Here is a 17245-nt window from a genome sequence, read left to right as displayed (position 1 = left end):
CATCGGGGAATGCCGAAACGGAAGACCGCGCTCGCCACGCTGGCCCTGCTCGCCCCGTTCATCGCCGAGTTCCTGCTCGGCGACCAGTACCTGGCCGGTCCCCCGGAGATCGGGAAGCAGCTGGGCATGTACTCGATGTACGTCGCGCTGTACGGCTCGGGCGCGCTGCTGATCCGCGAGGCCGCACGTCGACGCGGCCTCGGCTGGCCGACGATCTTGGTGCTGGCGCTGGCTTTCGGCGTCGCCGAAGAGGGGCTGCTCACCGAAACGCTGTTCAACCCGCACTACCTCGGCCTCGACCTGCTCAGCCCCGGCCACATCCCGGTACTCGGCCTCGGAGCCCCGTGGACGGTGTACGTGCTGACGCTGCACGTCGTCTGGAGCATCGCGACACCGATCGCGATCGCGGAGGCGTTTTTCGGCCGTTCGCCGTGGCTGCGGACGCCGGGCACGTGGTCGTGGAGCGTCCTGCTGGCCGTCGGCGCGGTGGGGACTTTCGCGGTGTCACTCGGGCTGGACGCCGCGCACTTCCTGGCGGCGCCGGGACAGCTGGCCGGCGCGCTTGTCGTGGTGGTGGCGCTGATCCTGGTGGCGTTGCGGCTGCGTGCGCCGGCGCAGGCGCCTTCGGGCAACGCCTGGCTGGGCTTCGCGGTCGCGCTCGGGCTGAGCAGCGCGTTCCAGGTGATGAAGACGGGCCTCGGGATCTCGCCGTGGCTGCAGACGGGTGTGCTGCTGGCACTGGAGGCGGTGGCCGTCGGATATGTGCTGAAGGCGCGCCCGCCGGCCGTCTCACTCGCCGCGGGCGCCGCCGTCACGTACTGCTGGCTGGGCCTTTCCACCGCGGCCGACGCCGGATTCGCCGCACTCGTGGAGCAAGGCGTGCTCGTGGCGGGGACGCTCGTGTTACTCGGAAGCGCCACTCGACGAAACATTCTGTTAACCGTTTGAAGAAAGGTACGACCGTACCGGAATTCCGGTGGTAAACGGTTTCCGCGGAGTCTTGGTGCATATTCGCTGCACACTCGAACGCCCGATGTCACATTCGAACCGAAGGACTGGACAACGGGCGTATCCTGGCTTTTCCTCGCGACCACCGCCGCCCGCGGGGTCGAAATTGAGCACGGGAAAAAGGGGAGCGCGGGATGGGCGGGCACCGTGAAGCACGACCGACCGGCCGTTCCGGCGCCCGGTTTCCCTCGGCCAAACAAGCGGAACGACTGACCGGCGAAACCCCCGTGGTAACGGATTCCCCGGCCGCCGAACCTGTTCCCGCGCCACCGGACCAGCCGGGCCTTCCCGACCCCGCGAACCACCGGACCCCGCCCCGGCCGACGAACCAGCTCCCCCGGCCCGCGAGCGGCCCAGACTTTCCCTCGCCCTCAGCCCGGCAAGCGTCTCCTCAGCCCGCGAGCCGCCCGGACTTCCCCTCACCCTCAGCCCGGCAGGACCCTCCCCAGCCAGCGAGCGGCCCGGACTTTCCCTCGCCCTCGGCCCGGCAGGACCCTCCCCAGGCTCCGGCTCCGGCTCCGGCTCCGGCTCCGGCTCCGGCTCCGAAGAGTGCCGTCGGCCGGGCAGGCGCGCGGTTTCCGAGCGCGAAGGTGACCGAGCGACTCGCCGAACCGGAACCCGAGCTGGAGCCGGAACCCGTCCAGGGTCCCGTCGGCGCCCGCTTCCCGAGCGCCAAGGCCACGAAGCGACGGGCCAAGTCCAACCCGCGCAAGGCCGTTCCGCCAAAGTCCGGCTCGACCGATTCCGCCCCGGCTGATTCCGGCTCGGCAAAGTCCAGCTCGGCTGACTCCGGCTCGGCTGCCTTTGCCCCGTCCCAATCCGAAGCCGGCGGTCCCATCCACGGCCCGACCGGCGCCCGTTTCCCCGCCCCGCAACTCGCCGCCCGCCTGAGCGACGAGCCGGAACCCGTCACCCGGGTGCGGGCGAAGTTCGCCAGTGCCGAGCTCGCCGAGCGGATGGCGGAGGTGCCCGAGCCGGACCACAGCACCGTCGGCCGCGCCGGCGCCCGCTTCCCCAGCCCGAAGGTCGCCAACCGCTTGACCGGCGAACCCGAAACCCACCCCACCCCCGCCGACTCGCCCTCGAACCGGCCCACCCGAACCAACCACCCCAACGAAACCGCCCGGCCAAACCCAACCAACCACCCCAACGAAACCGCCCGACCAAACCCGACCAACCACCCCAACGAAGCCATCCGGCCAAACCCAACCAACCAACCCGACTGGGCCGACCAACCCGACTGGGCCGACCACCCCGACTGGGCAGACCAACCCGATTGGGCCGACTGGACTGACCGGACCGACTGGACCGGCCAGCCCAACCCGACCGACCACCCCGACCTGACCACCTCGACCGCCCAAACCAACCGCTCCGGCCGAGCCGACCTCCTCGGCCGCGCCAACGCCCCCCACCATCCCGACCAGGCAGGCCAGCCCGTCCGCGCTGGCCAGGCCGACTTGACCGACCAATCCCGCTTGACCGCCCGGACCGCCGAACACCCCGACGACCCCAACCACCCGCACCACCCCGACCACCCCGACCGCACCAACCGCACCAACCGCACCAACCGCACCAACCGCACCGATGCCGTCTACCCCGGCACCCTCGGCGAAGACCCCGTCCGGCCACACGCCCACCCGGATCCCACCCAGCCGCCAGACGAGCCCGACTTCGCCCACCGGCAGTGGGACGACTGGGCCGAGGAGCCGCCGTCGCAGCCGGGGCCGCGCACGCTCGTCCGCCCGTATGTCCTCACTCGCGGGCGTACGCAGTCGCGGCGGCATCTCGCGATCGAGGCGCTCGTGTCGACCTGCGCCGGGGAGGGGCAGTGGGATGCGCCGCAGGTGAGCGGGGAATTCCGGTCCGTGCGGATGATGTGCCACTCGCCGCGGTCGGTTGCCGAGGTGGCCGCGACGTTGAGCGTGCCGCTGGGCGTCGCGCGGATCCTGCTCGACGACATGGCCGAGCTGGGCTTGGTGCGGATCCACGAGAACGAAGGCGCGGGCGACGGCAGGCCGGCGCTGGAGTTGATGGAACGGGTGCTCTCCGGGCTCCAGCGCCTCTGAACCGCCCACTCCGACTACGCTTCGGCGAGTGACCGAGGAAGAAGAAAAGGGCGGCGAGAGCACCCTCACCGTTCTGCTGGCCGGTGGGGTCAACCTGGCCATCGCGATCCTGAAGCTGGTCGCCGGCATCATCACCGGCTCCGGCGCGATGCTCTCGGAGGCCGCGCATTCGGTCGCCGACACCATCACCGAGGCCCTGCTGCTCACCGCGCTGAAACGCTCGGAGCGCCCGGCCGACCGCGTGCACCCCTTCGGTTACGGCAAGGAGCGCTACTTCTGGTCGCTGCTCGCCGCCGTCTCGATCTTCGCCTCGGGCGCGATGTTCGCGCTGTACGAGGGTTTCACCACGGTGTTCGGCGAGAACAGCGACCAGGACAACCCGCTCGTCGGCTACATCGTGCTGGCCGTCGCGTTCGTGCTCGAGTCCAGGTCGTGGCTGCAGGCGATCAGGCAGGTGCGCACGGAGGCGAAGGCCGAGAGCCGCTCGTTCTTCGGCTACCTGCGGATGATCGACGACCCCGCGCCGAAGACCGTGCTGTTCGAGGACTCCGCCGCGCTCGTCGGGCTGGTGCTCGCGTTCGCCGGCATCGGCCTGCACCAGCTCACCGGCTCGTCGGTCTGGGACGGCTTGGCGTCCATCCTGATCGGACTGCTGCTCGCCTGCGTCGCGTACCTGCTGGGGCGCACCAATCGCGGCCTGCTCATCGGGCGCCAGGCCGACCCGCGGCTCGTGCGCGGGGTGCGCGACCACCTCGCGGCCGCGCCCGAAATCGAGGCGCTGGTGGACCTGCAGACCATGCTCATGGGCACCGACCAGGTGCTGGTGTGCGCCCGCGTCGACTTCGACGACGCGCTGGGCGCGGCCGACGTGGAACGCGCCTGTGTGCGCATCGCCGCCGAGTTGGCCGAGGGATTCCACGACGTCACCGAGGTGTTCATCGAGCCCGTGCCGCGCACCGACCCGAACCTGCGCGCGACGGTGCTGGCGCGTTACGGCGACCTCCGGGCGAACCCGGTCGAGGATTATCAGTAGCCGAAGTCCTGCGTCCAGTACCAGCCGGATTTGGCAACGCCCACGCCGAGTTTCGTCAGCGAGCAGTTGAGGATGTTCGCGCGGTGGCCGCTGGAGTTCATCCACATCTCCATCACCTGCGCGGCGCTCGTCGCGCCCTTCGCGATGTTCTCGGCGCCCGGCTTGCTGTAGCCGGCGTCGCGGATGCGCTCGTCGAAGTGCACGCCCTCGGGGGTGTCGTGCGAGAAGTAATCGCGGGCCGACATGTCGTCACTGTGCTTCTGCGCGGCGGTGTCGAGGTGCGGTTCCTCGGCGACGGGGTCGCAGCCGGCGTCGGCGCGCTGGTCGTTGACGAGGCTCACGATCTGGCCCGCCAGCGAGGTGTCCACCTTCGGCTGAGGGGTCGGCTTCGGGGTGCTGGGCGGCGAGGACGAAGGAGTGGGGACCGGCGGCGAGGAAGGCGTCGGGGAGGGGCTGTCGGAGGTCGACGGGGCCGGCGCGGAACTCGTGACCGTCGGGGTGCTCGAGGTGCTGGGCGAGGGCGGTTTCGCGAACGAGCCGGTGGGGTCCCCGCCGAGGTCGGACTGGCCGGACGCGGCACTACTGAGAGTCGCCGCGCCGGCCGGGTCGTGGAGCCACATCGTCCCTCCAGCGGCGGCAAACCCGCCCAGGAGAACACTCAGCGACACCAAAACCACACGACCACGAGCACCAATGGGGGACACGAAGCGGAAAGTATCACGAACAGATTACGGCCGTTACCACCGAAAGGCCCAGTGCCCCACTCGATCAAATGGGGGAAATGATCAAGAAACGTCCTCGATCGCGGTCCCCTTGGTCTCGCGGATGAACTTCACCGTGAACGGAATCGACAGCAGCGCGAAGGCCGCGTAGATCCAGTACGTGGCGCTCAGATTCCAGTCGGACATGCTCGGGAAACTGACCGTCACCAGCCAGTTCGCCACCCAGTTCGCGGCCGTGCCGACGGCGAGGGCGGCACTGCGGATGCGCAGCGGGAACATCTCGCCGAGCAGCACCCAGAGGATCACGCCCCAGGACAGCGCGAACGAGAGCACGAAGACGTTCGCGAACACCAGCGCCACCGGCCCCCACGCGCCGGGCAGGCTCAGGTCGCCGTTCACCTTCTGCGCGTGGCCGAACGCGATGGCCGCGACACCGAGCCCGATCGCCATGCCGACCGAGCCGATGAGCAGCAGCGGCTTGCGCCCGACGCGGTCGATGAACGCGATCGCGATGAACGTGCCGAGGATGTTGATCACCGGGCTGACCATGGAGATCAGCAGCGAGTCGGTGTTCTGCCCGACCGAGTGCCACAGCGTGTCGGAGTAGTAGAAGATCACGTTGATGCCGACGAACTGCTGGAACACGGCGAGCGCGATGCCGATCCAGACCACCGGCAGCAGCCCGAACCTCCCGCCGAGCAGGTCACGCACCTTCGACTGGCGCTCGGTGCGCAGGCCGCGGCTGATGTCGGCGAGTTTCGCCTCGACCCCGTCGGAGCCCTCGACCTCGGCGAGCACCTTGCGCGCGCGGTCGGTCTTGCCGATCGAAAGCAGGTAGTGCGGAGACTCGGGGATGATCGAGGCGAGCACGAAGTAGATCACCGCGGGAATGGCGGCGGCGCCCAGCATCCACTGCCAGGCTTCTAGTCCGCCGAGGTGGCCGTTCAGGTTGTGGGAGCCGTCGGGCAGAACCGGCGCGAACGCCTTGATCACCCAGTTGACCAGCGCGGACACCCCGATGCCGAGCACGATCGCGAGCTGCTGGAGGCTCGCCAGCCGGCCGCGGTAGGCGGGCGGCGCGACCTCCGCGATGTAGGACGGCCCGATCACCGACGCGACGCCGATCGCGGCCCCGCCGATCACCCGCCACAGCGCGAGGTCCCAGATCCCGAACGGGAACATCGCCCCGATCGCGCTGATGAAAAAGAGCACCGCGGCCAGCTGCATCGTCCGGATGCGCCCGACCCGGTCGGACAGCAGCCCGCCGAACCACGCGCCGACGGCGGAGCCGATCAGGGCGCTGGAGACGGTGAGCCCGGTGGCGGCGGCGCCGACTTCGAAGTGCTTCTGGATGCCGAGCACGGCTCCGTTGATGTTGGAGCTGTCATAACCGAACAAGAACCCGCCGACCGCCGCCGCGCCCGCGATGAACACGACGTGGGCGAGGTGCTGCTGGCCAGCCCGCTCGCCGGGAACAACGTCGGTCATGACCCCGCCTTTCGCCGTGGAAAATTACTTACTCGATCGAAGTAACCTCGGCCCCGGGCCGGATCGTGTCAGGTGCCGGGGTGACCTCTCGCACCCCTGATGATCAAGGACGGCGGGTGATCCGCAACAGGAGCGCGCCCGCGCCGAGCAGCCCCAGCCCGGCCAGCCCGTACGTCGGCAGGTCCGGGTCGGTTTCGGGGAACGCCTTCGGGGCCACGTGTTGTTCGCCACCGGGCGGGACGACCCGCACGGTTGCCGCCGCCCGGACCGTGAGGGCAACGGGCGTCTCGGTATCCGCTTCGAGAGTGGCGGCGACGTCGTCGGTGAGCACCCCACCGGCCGGGGCTTGGGCGGTCCTGGTCCATTCCCGCCGTTCCCCGGGCTCGAGCCGGTACCCGGGGGCGGCCAGCGCGACATCCCCGGTGTTGACGGCCTCGACGCTGAAGGTGACCACGTCCCCAGGCCTCGCGGTGGGCTCGGCCCGTTCGATGAGCTGGAGCCGGGGCCGCCCGACACGCGGCTCGGCCTGGCCTTGCGCGCTGACCCGCGCCCCGGCGTCAGTTGTTCCGACCGCGGTGAACGTGCTGGTGGAACACGACAACGGCGGCGAGGCCGCGCCGGGAGCGAGGTCCAGCGGCGCGGCGGCACAGGCTCGATCGCCAGTGATGACGACGGCATGCAGGGGAACGTCACCGGTGTTCGTCACCACCGCCGTCACGTGGGCGGGCTGTCCGGGAAGCACCGGTTTCGCCGGGCCTGTCGCCGTCACGGTGAGGCCGGGCCCGGTGACGTCGAGCGTGGTGGCGGTGTCGCTCGCGACGGTCCGCCCAGCCGGATCGACGCCGGTCACGGTGGTCACTGTCGTGCCGTCGACGCGCGCGGGCACCGTGCAGTCCCGCACCGCGGTGGCGCCCGCGGCCAGGGAGGCCAGCGTGAACGCGCAGTCCGCCGACGGGTCGCGAACGGTCACCTCGCGCAGCGGAGCATCACCGCTGTTACGGACCGTCGTGAAATAGGTGACGGGATCCCCTGGCCGAATCGGCTGCCGCAAGTAGTCACGCTCAACCCGGACCGCCGGGCGGACGACGTCGATCGGTGTCTCAGCGGAGGCGGTGACCGGCCGGGCCGCCGAGCTACGCAGGCTCACCACGGGCGTGGCCGTGCCCCTCACGACGTCAGTCACCCCGGCCGCCGCGACCGTGCAGGAATACCGCTGAATCCCGTTGACCGGCAGGTTCACGAACGTCCGGGCGCACTCCGGCGCGCCCGGGTCGGTCACCACGACGTCACGCAGGGCCGAATCGCCGGTGTTCGTGACCGTCACCTCGAACGGAACCGAGTCGCCCGCGCGGAACGGGCCGCCGTCAGTGCGTCGGCTGATCGTGAAACCCGGCTGCTTCACCACAAACGACGCCTGCGCCGACGCGTCCACCGGCCGCTCGGTCGGGTCGGTCCCGGTCACCTTCACCGTGTTCGTGAGCCCCGTGGCGCCCGCGACGGTGGTGCAGCTGTACGTCTCCTCCGCGTCCGGCGCCAGCGACGGCACCTGGTGCGCGCACGGCGGGATCTGATCGTCCACAACGGACACCAGCGCGAGCGGCACGTCGCCGACGTTCTTCACCAGCACGGAAAACGTCACCGTGTCACCTTGACGGACCTCGTACGGCTCGGCGTCCGCCATGATCGCGATCTCCGGATGGATCACGTCGACCGCCGCACTGCCCGAAGCCGTCACCGCGCGGTTCGTCGGGTCGGTGCCGGTGACCGAAGCAGTGTTCGTGAAATCGTCCGGCGTCGCCTTGATCTTGCACTGGTAGGTCTCCGCGGCGCTGACATCCAAGATGTCAATCGACTTGGCGCAGCCGGGATCGGTGACCGACAGCTTCGTCAGCGGGACATCGCCGGTGTTGGTGACGACCACGGTGAACGTGACGTCGTCACCCGCGCGCACCACCGTCGGCGCGGCGGCCGGCTTGATCGTGACGGCCGGGTGGATCACGTCGATCTTCGCGTCGGCCGTCGCGGTGAGCGGCGGGCCGCTCGACGCCGTGCCGGTGGCCGTCGCGGTGGTGATCGTGTCGTCCGCCGGCGCGGGTGTGGTGCAGTCGTACGCCTGCTTCGCGCCCGCCGCGAGCGTGTCGAACGTCTTCGCACAGGCCGGATCCGTGACCTTGACCGCGGTGACGGGCGAGTCTCCCGTGTTGGTGACGGTCAGCGTGAAGGTGACCGGGTCACCGGCGCGAAAGGGACCGCCGTGCACGGTCTTGGTGAGCGAGAGTCCCGGATGCACCACGGTGAACGTCGCGTCGGCGGATGCCGTCACGGTGCCGCCGAGCGGATCGGCCGCGGTCACCACGGCGGTGTTCGTATACCCGTCCGCGCCCGCTTTGGTGTCACAGCTGTACTTCTCCACCGCGCCCGGCGCCAACCCCGCGAAGTCACGTCCACATGAAGGCGTTCGAGAGTCCACAACGGACACACGCGTCAGCGGCACATCGCCGGTATTGCTCACCGTGATCGTGAAGGTCACGGAGTCCCCCTCGCGGACCGCAGGAGGGGCAACGACCGAAGCCACCGCCACCGCCGGGTGCACGACGTCCACGTGCGCATCGGCCGCCGCCGTGACCAGGCGGTTCGTCGCGTCCGTGCCGGTGACCCGGGTACTGCTGGTGAAGTCGTCCCCAGCGGCATGCGTGCACGTGTACGTCTGCTTCGCTTGTGCGGCAACGACTCCCAGCCGTTTGACACACTCGGGTGCGGCCGGATCGTCAACGGTCACCTCGTGCAGGTCACTGTCGCCGGTGTTGGTCACCACCACCGTGAACGTCACCGGTTGCCCCGCGCGGACGGCGGTGGGCGCCGCGCTCTGCGTGATCGCGACGGCCGGGTGGATCACGTCCACCGCCGCCTCGTCACCCGCCGTGACCGGAGCGCCGACCGGTGGTGTGCCGGCGACCGTGGCCGAGTTCGTGAAGTCGTCGGCGGGCGCGGTGCCGGCGCACGCGAAAGTCCAGGTCGCGCCCGCCGCCAGCGCGCCGTCGTGTGGCCGCGCGCAGTCCGCGACCAGAGCATCGGCCACGTGGACGTCGGTGAGCGGCACGTCGCCGGTGTTCTTCACGGTGAGCTGGAACGGCACCGTGTCGTGCTCGCGGAACGGGCCGCCCGGCACGTCGGCGGCGAGCGTCAGCGCGGGATGCACGACGGAAAACGCGGCGTTCGCGGACCCCGTCACCGGTCGCGCCGTCGGGTCGGTCCCGGTCGCGACCACGGTGTTCGTCAGTCCACCCGAGCCCGCGACCGTCGTGCAGCTGTAGACCTGTTTTCCTTGCGGCGCAATGGTTCCCAGAGATCGTGCGCAATCCGGCAGCTGATCGTCCGCAGCCGAAACGTCGTGCAACGGCACATCCCCGGTGTTGCTCACCGTGACCGTGAAGGTCACCGAGTCCCCTTCGCGGACAACCGAAGGCGCAACTGCCACAGCAACAGCCACAGCGGGGTGGACAACGTCAACCGGCGCGTCCGCGGCCACCTTGAGTACCCGGCCGAGCTGATCCTTACCAGTCGCGACGGCGGTGTCGGTGAAGTCGTCCGCCGGTGCGAGCATCGTGCAGCCGTACGTCTGCTTCCCTTGTGGCGCAAGGGTTCCGAAGGTACGCACGCAGCCCGGAGTGCGGTCGTCCACCACGGCGACATCGTCAAGCGGCACGTCCCCGACGTTCGTCACGGTGATCGTGAAGGTCACCTGATCCCCGGCGCGGACGAGCGCGGGCGCGGCCGTTTTCGTGATCGTGAGCTGCGGGTGGATCACCGTCACGGTGGTCGCGGCAGTGCTGGTGACCGTCTGCCCGGACAGGTCGGTGCCGCTCGCGGTGACGGTGTTCGTGCTGGTCAACGACGGATTGGCAGTACACGTATAACGCTGGGAAGCCCCGGCGGCGAGCGCGCCGAACGTCCGGGAGCACGACGTGGTGGTGTCGTCGGATACCGTCACCGGATCCAGCGGGCTGTCGCCGGTGTTGGTGACCTCCACGGTGAACGTCACCGGCTCGCCCGCGTGGACCACGGCCTGGTCCACGGTTTTCGTCACCTTGACGGCGGGCGCGATGACGGGGACCTTCGCGCCGGCCGTCGCGGTGACGACCTGGCCGAGCGGGTCGGTGCCGGCGACGTCCGCGGTGGTCACGCCGTCCGGCACCGGCGCCTTCGCCGCGCAGGTGCCCGTGGTGGACTGACCCGGCGCGAGAGTCCCCACCGTCCTCGCGCACGCGCCGGTCACGGCGACGTCGTGCAGCGGAACGTCACCGGCGTTCGTCGCGGTGACCGTCGACGTCACCTGGTCGCCGGCGCGATAGGCCGGCTTGTCGACCTGATGCTTCAGCCCGATCGCAGGGTGGATGACGTCGACGCGACTGGTGCTGGAACCGTCGAGCGCGTCACCGAGTGTGCTGGTTCCGGTCACGACGGCCGTGCTCGTGAAGTCGTCGCCCGGCGCGGTGACGGTGCACTGGTAACCGGTGGTCGCGCCCGCGGCCAAGGTGCCGATCTTCTTGGCACAGGCCGGAAACCGGTCGTCGGCAACCGCGACACCGTCGGCCGCCGTGTCGTTCGGGTTGGTGACCCCGACCGTGAACGTCACCCGGTCGCCCGCGTGCACCCGGGCGGGCGAGGCGTGGTTCACCACGCGCAAGTCGGGCACCGGCACGGAAAACACCAGCCCCTGCGCCAGGAATCCGGTGCCGCTGAAGCCGAGCTTCACGCTCGTGGCACCGCTCGGCACCGCATCGCTGTTGAACGCCTTGGCATCGACGCCGAAATTGTTCTTCGCGTCGGGGCGCGTGGAGTTGTCGGCCGCGGCGATGAAGAAGTTGTCCGTCGCGCCCGTGGCCGGCTCCGCGACGGGTTTGCCGTTGATCAGGAACCGGTCGCCCGCCGTGCCCCAGTCGCCGCCGAACGCGGTCACGCCGATGTGCGCGTCGGCGGAAGCGGCGCGGAACCCGCTGATGGTGGCGGTGGTGTTCACAGTGCCGCGCGCGTGGCCGTCGTAGACGAAAACCGCGCGCTTGTCCGGCGCGTACTGCGGATCGCGGTCCGGGTAGGCGAACACGATCGCCACCGACCAGCCGCCACTGCACCCGCGTCCGACGGCGGTCCACACGTTGCCAGTGGTCAGCTCCAGTGGCGCACCTGTGGGCGCCGTCGCGAACTGGCCGGTGACGTCGGCGTACGCGGAGTAGGACTGCGGATCGCCACTGTACGAACCGGGCCCGACGTCGACGGCTTTCCCGCCGCCGACAGTGAATCGCACAGCCTGGCCATCAGCCTTCCCCGGCGGTCGCGAGCAATCCGAGCCGAGCGAGCCACCCCAGCTCAGCCGCGCGAAGGTGACTTTCGCACCGGGCGGGATGGTCACCGACGCGGCGGAGGAGTCGAACGTCGTGGGATCTTTGTCCACATCGGACCATCGCAGCGCGAATCCGGCGGCGGGCTTTTTCTCGGTGCGGGCCGCGGTTTTCGCGCAAACAGCGTCACCCGGGGCGCATTCCACCACGCTGTTGCCGGCGTAGAGGAAATCGCCGTACACCACTTGGTGGGAATTCTGCCGGAAATCCTTGACGTCGTCCGCGTGCGCGACCGGCGCCAGCATCGTGACCATCAGGCCGAGCACCAAGAGCAGACGTTTCCCGGCCGAGACTGTGCCATTCGTTACTGATCCGGCTACAGCCACGGCGGAATCGGTTCCTGCAAGCAGATCGGCTGCGGCCCGTGTCCGCCTACTTCCGGCCGGATCAGTAACATGCCCGCGAGCTTTCCAGGAACCGGAACGCGAAGGGCCCTTTCCTACCCGGCCGTGGCAGCAAGTCACTCCGCTGAGCGATCTCCCACTCGCACAGTTGACTCGTGGGTGATCTCGGCCGCGTCGCGAAGGAACCCGATCACCGTACGGAGCTCCTCATCCGTGTAGCCCTCGGCGCGCGCCTTGACCGCGCCGACCAGGTAGTCCCACACCGACGACCGGACCTTGCTCGCGTCCAGCTCGATCAGCACCCGGCGCCGGTCGCCGGGGTGCGGCGCGCGGTTGACCACCCCCTTGCGCTCGAGCCGGTCGATCAACGCGGTGATCGACGCGGGCGCCAGGCCGGAGTACTTCACCAGGTCCTTCGGGGTGAGCGGGCCGAGGCGCGCGAGGTAGTCCAGCACCTTGCTCTCCACCGCCGACAGCCCGCGCTGCTCGGCGAGCGCCGCGTGGAACATCACCGTCTCCGTGGACAACACCCGGGACTGCTGCAGCAGCTCGTCCACCAGCTTCTCGCGCTCGCTTGACACGCGCCCAGTCTAGCCGGAGTATTTAGTTCGACAGAACGAATTAGTTTCAGAGATACTTATCAGGGGAGTGGACATGGCACGCGTACTGATCGCCGGCGGGGGCATCGCGGGCACGATCACGGCGATCGCGCTGCACGAGGTGGGGCACGAGCCGGTGCTGTACGAGGCGTATGACAAGAGCGCGGACGGCGTCGGCGCGTTCCTCACGCTGGCGGTGAACGGGCTCGACGCGCTGACGCCGTTCGGGCTGAAACCGCTGGTCAAGGACGTTGGCTTCGACACTCCGCGGATGTCGATCGGGCTCGGCAACGGCAAGCGCCTGGCGGAGTTCCGGCTGGGCGGGCCGCTGCCGGACGGGACCGTGAGCCAGACCGTCTGGCGCGCCGACCTGTACGCCGCCCTTCGCGACGAAGCGGCCAGACGCGGCGTGCCGACCGCGTACGACAAGCGGCTGGTCGACGCGAGCCAGACGTCTTCCCAGGTCACCGCGCAGTTCGAGGACGGCACCACGGCTTCGGGCGATCTGCTGATCGGCGCCGACGGCCTGCGCTCGCGCGTGCGCCGGATCATCGACCCGTCGGCGCCGGAGCCGCGCTACGTGCCGCTGCTGAACACCGGCGGCCGCGTCACCGGCCTAGACCTCGGCGACGAACCGGGCGTGATGCGCATGGCGTTCGGCCGGAAGGCGTTCTTCGCGCACGTCGTGCACCCGGACGGTTCAGTGTGGTGGTTCGCGAACGTGCCACACGCCGCCGAGCCCGGCCGCGCCGAGCTGGCCGCGCTCTCGGGCCGAGCCTGGCGGGCGGAGCTGCTGCGCCTGTTCGCCCGCGACCGGACCCCGGCCACGCGGATCATCGAGGCGACCGAGGAGATCTACCAGCCGTGGGCGACGTACGACTTCCCGTCGGTCCCGGTCTGGCACCGCGGCCGGATCGGCATCATCGGCGACGCGGCGCACGCGACGTCACCGGCCGCCGGCCAGGGCGCGTCGATGGCGATCGAGGACGCCGTCACGCTGGCTCGCTGCCTGCGTGACGTGCCGGAAACCGCGCTGGCGACGTTCGAATCGCTGCGCCGCGCCCGCGTCGAAGCGGTGGTCGCGCAGGGCAAACGCAACGGCGACGCGAAGGGCGCACCCGGACTCGTCGGCCGTCTGCTGCGCGACTTCTTCATGACGCGCGCCCTGAGCAAGCCGTCCGCCGATGACCCGAACGAATTCATGTGGAGCCACCGGATCGATTGGGCGGAGCCGGTTTCGGCCTAGCGCCAGGTGTCGACGCGGTGGAAGTTCTTGTACGCGCGGCTGGGCGTCGGCCCGCGCTGGCCCTGGTAGCGGGAGCCGGCCTGGGTTGAGCCGTACGGGAATTCCGCCGCGCTGGAAAGCCGGAAAATGCACAGCTGGCCGATTTTCATGCCCGGCCAGAGCGTGATCGGCAGGTTCGCCACGTTCGACAGCTCCAGCGTGATGTGGCCGGAGAAACCGGGGTCGATGAAGCCCGCCGTCGAGTGTGTGAGCAGCCCGAGGCGGCCGAGCGAGGACTTGCCCTCGAGCCGGCCCGCGAGGTCGTCGGCCAGCGTGACCAGCTCGAACGTGGAGCCGAGCACGAACTCGCCGGGGTGCAGCACAAACGGCTCGTCACCCTCCTTTTCGACCAGCGACGTCAGCTCGTCCTGCTGCAGCTGCGGGTCGATGTGGGTGTACTTGCTGTTGTCGAACACGCGGAAGAACCGGTCCAGCCGGACGTCGATGCTGGACGGCTGGACCATGGCGGGGTCGAAGGGGTCGATGCCGAGCCGGCCGGCATCGAGCTCTTTGCGGAGGTCACGGTCACTGAGCAACACAGGGCGAAGCCTATCCGGGCCGGTTCAGGCCGCGCGCATGTGCTGCTGGTACGACGGGTCCAGCTTGAACACTTCGTGCAGCCGCTTGAGGTAACGGCGGCGGCCGGCCTGGCCGAGCAGCTCCTGCAGCGCGGTCGCGCCCGGCACGCAGAGCCGCACCGTCTCGGCCGCGAAGTTCAGCCCCGCCACGGCGAACACGGCCGCCTGCGCGACCGGGTCGTTCGGCAGCTCCAGGAAGTCGGCGTTGTCCTTCCCGAGCACGAGCCGGCTGATCGCGGAGTGGACGCCGACGTTCACGTGCGCCAGCACCTTCCCGGCAGCGCCCCGTCCCGCACCGATCGACGCGTGGCTTTCGACAAGGGCCTTGGCCAGCCGTTTCGAGTCCTCGTCGGGAATGAACTCGGTGGCGGCGAGCACCCAGAGCAGCCGCCACGCGTCGTCCTCGTCGGCGGGCAGCAGCCCCTCGTCGACGCCCATCAGCCAGCCGATGTAGCGCCAGAGGTGCAGGATGTCGGCGCGCTCGCGCGCGGAGTAGCGGAGGCCGAGCAGCTGCGTGCCGAAGACGTAGACGAGGGAGAAGAGCAGGAGGGTGCCGGCGGTCTGGACCTGGTTGACGGGCCGGTCCCACGCCTCGTAATCCCAGTCCTCGCGCTCGTTCATGGCCCGCCGGACATGGGCGTGCACCAGCCGAATCCGGACCGCGGCGGTATAGCCGGTCTGGTGTTTGACCATCGCGCCGGGCGTGGTGACGTCGATCCACCACGTCGCGGTCTCGACCAGCCGCCGCGTGGCGCGGTACTCGATCTCCCCGGTCCCGACCAGCGATTTCGTCGCGCGCGAGGCGAGGTAACCGCCCATCAACGACATGTCACCGAGGGGGAAGAGGCCGAGCAGACCCGCGCGGGTGATCGCTTTGGCGCCGCGCTGCAGACGCTCGCTGTCGACCCAGTATGGGGTGGCCTCGACCTGACGGAAGAACGCCTCGAGTTCCGGCGCGGGGTTGGGGACGGCGTCGATGCCTTGGGTCAGGGCCAGGTCCAGCTGCTTTTGCTTGTCGCGGCTCGCTTGCTTGTCGCGGCTCGGCTGGCTTCCCCGGCTTGACTGGTTGCCGCGGCTCGGCTGGTCGTTGCGGCTCGCCTGGTTGCCACGGCTCGGCTGGCTTCCCTGGCTGTCTCGGGTCCCCCGGCTCCACGCCACAAGGTCGTCGGCAGCCTGGTCCTCCCGCTGCGCGAACTCCCGCAGCCGCCTGACCTGGGCCTCGTCCGCACTCACCCCGGCACCTCGCCCACGTGCCGCCAGCCGAAACCCACCCTGGCGGAACAACACCGGGTCGTCCATCACCGTCACCTCCGCAGAAGTAGACAACAAGCTTTGTCACTTTCCCGACGCGCCGTCAACCCACTGGACAGACTCGTCCCGGCCCCGTGTATGCTGACAAGGCACTGCGGATGTAGTTCAATGGTAGAACATCAGCTTCCCAAGCTGAATACGCGGGTTCGATTCCCGTCATCCGCTCTCATCGTTGTTTTGGTAGCTCAGAAGGGGTGCTTTCCTAGTTTGGAAAGCACCCCTTCTGGCTTTTTACGGACTGTTCCAACAATATCCCAGCGACATCATTCGGCGGATCCACCCACGGGCATACTCAGGCTCATGGCGAAAATAGCGGATGATGCGCCGTTCCCGTTCCGTGGACAGGTCGTGTGGCTGACCCCCGAACAGGGCGGACGCACTTCCGGACCGCCGCGAGCCGGTCGCGAACATGACTACGCGGCGAACGCGTTCGTGCCACCACATACAGCCAGCTCCGGCCTCGCTGGCCGAAGGGCGCTGGCTGATGGTCGAGAACATCGGGCCGTACCAAATCCAGCCGGGAACGGTCGTCGTGATCAGCGAGGGTCCCAAGCCGGTCGGCTACTTCCACGTAGACGAGGTCCGGGACGAATAGGCCTCCGGCGGCCGGGGCTCTGCCCCAACCCCGACACCGCTTCAGAGATCAGGGGAACGACAGTCCGGTGACCCCTCACGGCGCGCCCGAGGGAGGACAGGTCAGCACCGCCGACCGATGATCGGGTCGAGCGCACGCAGACCACAGCAACGCGCCCCGGTCACCACCGTCAGCAGGGCACCCCGCATACCGCAGGTCATCCGCTCGGAAAGCGGCTTCGGCAAGATACTTAACCATCTTGCCGAAGCCGTTCTTTTTCCCGAAATCTTTCGACCAGCTCAGGTCAGGTCCACGACCTCCGCGTCGCCGGCGTTTCGCTTGACGGAGTCGATACCTTTTTGTGCGGAGGCCTTGGCTGGGTAGGATTCACCCGTGGCGATGATCTCGCCGTTTCCTGCCTTGAGTCGAAAACGGAACTGGCCTGACTTGTCCTTGTACAGTTCGAATTTGCCGGCCATGATATTCTCCTCTTCGATTTCTTGGGCTATCTCAGGTTTGCAGCTCGGCTCGGACGACGTCGGCCCTGATGATCTTTTCGATTTCCCGGACATCGCTGTTGTACGTCGTCCTCCGGCGGACTTCCTTGCGCACCGCTTCCAGCACCGGCTCAGAAACGAGCACTGCGGCCAGCGAACGCGGGGCGGTGGCCGCCTTCGCCTTCCAGAGCTCGTCCAGCAGCCGTCGCTTGATCGCCTCTTTGGAAAGGTGGAACAAGGCATTGGCCTTCGCTGTGGAAGTCGCGTCGGACAGCAGGTCGATCTCAAGGGCGAGGTCGACGGCGACCGGCAGTCCGCCGGTCAGGTGCCAGACCTGCCAC

The 17245-nt window shown here is 69.2% G+C and carries 12 protein-coding genes and 1 tRNA gene; 5 read left to right on the top strand and 8 right to left on the bottom strand.

Features of this window, described 5'->3' with window-relative positions; genetic code table 11:
- The first annotated feature begins 9 nt into the window (after window positions 1-9).
- The 3 genes from BMY97_RS33425 to BMY97_RS33415 all read left to right on the top strand — a co-directional run bounded on the left by BMY97_RS33425 (window position 10) and on the right by BMY97_RS33415 (window position 4107).
- Window positions 10-948, top strand: a complete 939-nt coding sequence (locus tag BMY97_RS33425; protein WP_091624936.1) for a hypothetical protein — start codon at window positions 10-12, stop codon at window positions 946-948.
- Window positions 949-1598: 650 nt separating this feature from the next.
- Entirely contained in the window at window positions 1599-3074 is a 1476-nt protein-coding gene (locus tag BMY97_RS49205) for a DUF742 domain-containing protein (protein ID WP_281246947.1), read from the top strand.
- 28 nt (window positions 3075-3102) lie between these two features.
- On the top strand, window positions 3103-4107 hold the full coding sequence (locus BMY97_RS33415; RefSeq protein WP_091624934.1) for a cation diffusion facilitator family transporter: 1005 nt from the start codon (window positions 3103-3105) through the stop codon (window positions 4105-4107).
- Here the strand turns inward: BMY97_RS33415 and BMY97_RS33410 are convergent.
- From BMY97_RS33410 to BMY97_RS33395, 4 genes are all read right to left on the bottom strand, one after another.
- Window positions 4101-4727 (bottom strand): CAP domain-containing protein, encoded by a 627-nt coding sequence (locus BMY97_RS33410; RefSeq protein WP_091624931.1) that lies wholly within the window; start codon window positions 4725-4727, stop codon window positions 4101-4103. The genes BMY97_RS33415 and BMY97_RS33410 overlap by 7 nt on opposite strands.
- Window positions 4728-4892: 165 nt before the next feature.
- Window positions 4893-6317 carry a sugar porter family MFS transporter gene (locus tag BMY97_RS33405; RefSeq protein WP_177231666.1) on the bottom strand — a complete coding sequence of 475 codons (1425 nt, stop codon included), beginning with the start codon at window positions 6315-6317 and terminating at the stop codon, window positions 4893-4895.
- Window positions 6318-6420: 103 nt separating this feature from the next.
- On the bottom strand, window positions 6421-12180 hold the full coding sequence (locus BMY97_RS33400) for a DUF7507 domain-containing protein (protein ID WP_245787628.1): 5760 nt from the start codon (window positions 12178-12180) through the stop codon (window positions 6421-6423).
- The gene (locus BMY97_RS33395; protein ID WP_091624929.1) at window positions 12177-12641 is read right to left on the bottom strand and encodes a MarR family winged helix-turn-helix transcriptional regulator; all 465 of its coding nucleotides are present in this window, start codon (window positions 12639-12641) and stop codon (window positions 12177-12179) included. The genes BMY97_RS33400 and BMY97_RS33395 overlap by 4 nt, the downstream gene beginning before the upstream one ends.
- A gap of 73 nt (window positions 12642-12714) precedes the next feature.
- Here BMY97_RS33395 and BMY97_RS33390 point away from each other — a divergent pair, with 73 nt between their 5' ends.
- Window positions 12715-13905: an FAD-dependent oxidoreductase gene (locus tag BMY97_RS33390; RefSeq protein ID WP_091624926.1), complete on the top strand. Its 1191-nt coding sequence runs from the start codon at window positions 12715-12717 to the stop codon at window positions 13903-13905.
- Here BMY97_RS33390 and dcd read toward each other — a convergent pair.
- Both dcd and BMY97_RS33380 read right to left on the bottom strand, forming a co-directional pair.
- Window positions 13902-14483: a dCTP deaminase gene (gene dcd / locus BMY97_RS33385; RefSeq protein WP_091624924.1), complete on the bottom strand. Its 582-nt coding sequence runs from the start codon at window positions 14481-14483 to the stop codon at window positions 13902-13904. The genes BMY97_RS33390 and dcd overlap by 4 nt on opposite strands.
- A 24-nt stretch (window positions 14484-14507) precedes the next feature.
- The gene (locus BMY97_RS33380) at window positions 14508-15821 is read right to left on the bottom strand and encodes an oxygenase MpaB family protein (protein ID WP_245787627.1); all 1314 of its coding nucleotides are present in this window, start codon (window positions 15819-15821) and stop codon (window positions 14508-14510) included.
- 106 nt (window positions 15822-15927) lie between these two features.
- On the opposite strand from BMY97_RS33380, the gene BMY97_RS33375 reads away from it, so the two are divergent.
- Window positions 15928-15998, top strand: a tRNA-Gly gene (locus tag BMY97_RS33375).
- 708 nt (window positions 15999-16706) lie between these two features.
- On the opposite strand, the gene BMY97_RS33370 is transcribed toward BMY97_RS33375, so the two are convergent.
- Both BMY97_RS33370 and BMY97_RS47340 read right to left on the bottom strand, forming a co-directional pair.
- Window positions 16707-16886 (bottom strand): YegP family protein, encoded by a 180-nt coding sequence (locus BMY97_RS33370; protein WP_091624921.1) that lies wholly within the window; start codon window positions 16884-16886, stop codon window positions 16707-16709.
- A 31-nt stretch (window positions 16887-16917) separates the two neighbouring features.
- On the bottom strand, window positions 16918-17245 hold a 328-nt coding region (locus BMY97_RS47340; RefSeq protein ID WP_218156933.1), incomplete at its 5' end, for a hypothetical protein.

Origin of the sequence: Amycolatopsis saalfeldensis, from assembly GCF_900110575.1 — a bacterium.
GTDB lineage: Bacteria > Actinomycetota > Actinomycetes > Mycobacteriales > Pseudonocardiaceae > Amycolatopsis > Amycolatopsis saalfeldensis.
The sequence above is the reverse complement of the archived record's forward strand: the minus strand, read 5'-3'. Positions and strand labels throughout refer to the sequence as shown.